Source organism: Nostoc sp. 'Peltigera membranacea cyanobiont' 232, assembly GCF_002245985.1.
In the GTDB taxonomy this organism is placed as follows: domain Bacteria; phylum Cyanobacteriota; class Cyanobacteriia; order Cyanobacteriales; family Nostocaceae; genus Nostoc.
Genome location: NZ_NOLK01000373.1, coordinates 1 through 1,650, shown reverse-complemented (window position 1 = coordinate 1,650; position 1,650 = coordinate 1). Strand labels below are relative to the sequence as shown.

Sequence of the window (1,650 nt, the reverse complement as noted above, 5' to 3'; positions counted from 1 at the left end):
TCGCCAAAAGTCTCGGCGAGCCGCTATGAATGATCAGTATATGCTTTCCGTTTTGACGGCGGCTTTCTCAAACTTAACTCTCTGCTAGAATCCAACTGTCAATAGAGTTTGAGATGCGCTAACCCTGAGCAAGTACGGCACAGAACTTATTGAGGTCGTATCGCCCAACATCCTTGTTGTCCATCCAGTATCTCAGACAAGCGTTGCGAACGAAACGTGCAGTTCTAATCGCTTCATCAAGCGCTTGATACTGTACGTCTTGTCCTTCAAGCTTTGCCTCAAATACCAGCATTTATATCAATTACTGCAACATAAACTAGCATACCATTTTACCTCTCTTTAATAGGTTTTCAAATCTTTGTATAAAACTAAATATTTTGAAGTTGGTACATATACAAGCTATCGCTTCTAGGTGAGAAATTCAAATTTAATTTATTATGAATACAGGCTTAATAAATACAGATAACACCAGTATTTCTACTCCAAATTATACTCTTGTTTCTAATCTTTCAACTCTTAATTCTGCTCTCCAAGGTCTGTTTCAGGCAGAGGTTTTAGCCATAGATTGTGAAACAACAGGACTTGACCCTCTAACTGATTCTATTAGACTGATTCAAATAGCTGCACCAAACCATCCGGTAGTGCTGATAGATTTACCAGCTATTCCCAAAAGCGATCGCCCACTACTCAAAAAACTGCTTTGTAACTCTGCTGTCAAAATTGCACATAATGCCAAGTTCGACTGGCAATTTCTCACACTCGCAGGACTTCAACCCTCCGGTAAATTCTTTGATACCCAACTTGCTTATAAAGTTCTAACCGCAGGATTAAAAACAAGCTCATCCTTACAAAATATAGTTAAAAAGCTACTACACCTTCAACTAGATAAAACTCAACAAATCAGCGATTGGTGTAAACCTCTTACCAAGGTTCAATTGCACTATGCTGCCGTAGATGCTGCCATATTGCTTGACCTTTACCCAATTCTCCTCAACAAGTTAAAGCAGGCAAAGTTACTCAAAATTGCCCGACTGGAATTTCAGTGTATGCCTGTTGTAGCTCAAATGGAACTTAACGGAATGCTATTTGACTTGTCCCGATGGCAGATACTGGGTGCAAAACTAGAAGCTGAAAAAACAGATGCTTTAAACCAACTCAAGCAACTCCGTATTGCTAGTTCTCAGATGTCATTGCTGCCAGAACTGACAGATGCAGTAAACCCGAATTCACCTCAGCAAGTTTTGGCTGCTCTACAAGCTATTGGTATTAAAATCAACTCAACTAATCAAAGTAAATTAGTTTCTTTAGCTGCACAGTATCCCATAATTCAAGCATTGCTAGATTACCGCCGTCTATCCAAAATTATCGGCACTTTTACCGAGAAACTACCCCAGCATATCCACCCCAAAACTGGGAGAATTCATCCCAACTATTATCAATTAGGGGCAAAATCCGGTAGATTTTCTTGCCGCAAACCACCTCTACAAAATATTCCTCGTGATGAAGCTGCCCGTAGCTGTTTCATTGCTGCCCCTGGCTATAAAATTATCAAAGCCGATTACTCCCAAATTGAACTACGAATTATGGCTCGGCTTAGTGGTGATACAAAGATGTGCCAAGTCTATCGTCAAGGGGCTGACTTACATCGAT

At 40.3% G+C, this 1,650-nt stretch carries 1 protein-coding gene and 1 pseudogene; one reads left to right on the top strand and one right to left on the bottom strand.

Annotated elements, in window-relative coordinates; genetic code table 11:
* Positions 1-127 precede the first annotated feature (127 nt).
* Positions 128-292: pseudogene (locus CDG79_RS41940) on the bottom strand (RNA-guided endonuclease TnpB family protein); the annotation flags it as partial.
* 145 nt (positions 293-437) lie between these two features.
* On the opposite strand from CDG79_RS41940, the gene CDG79_RS40415 reads away from it, so the two are divergent.
* A partial coding sequence (locus CDG79_RS40415; RefSeq protein WP_262985890.1) for a DNA polymerase occupies positions 438-1,650 on the top strand: 1,213 nt, incomplete at its 3' end.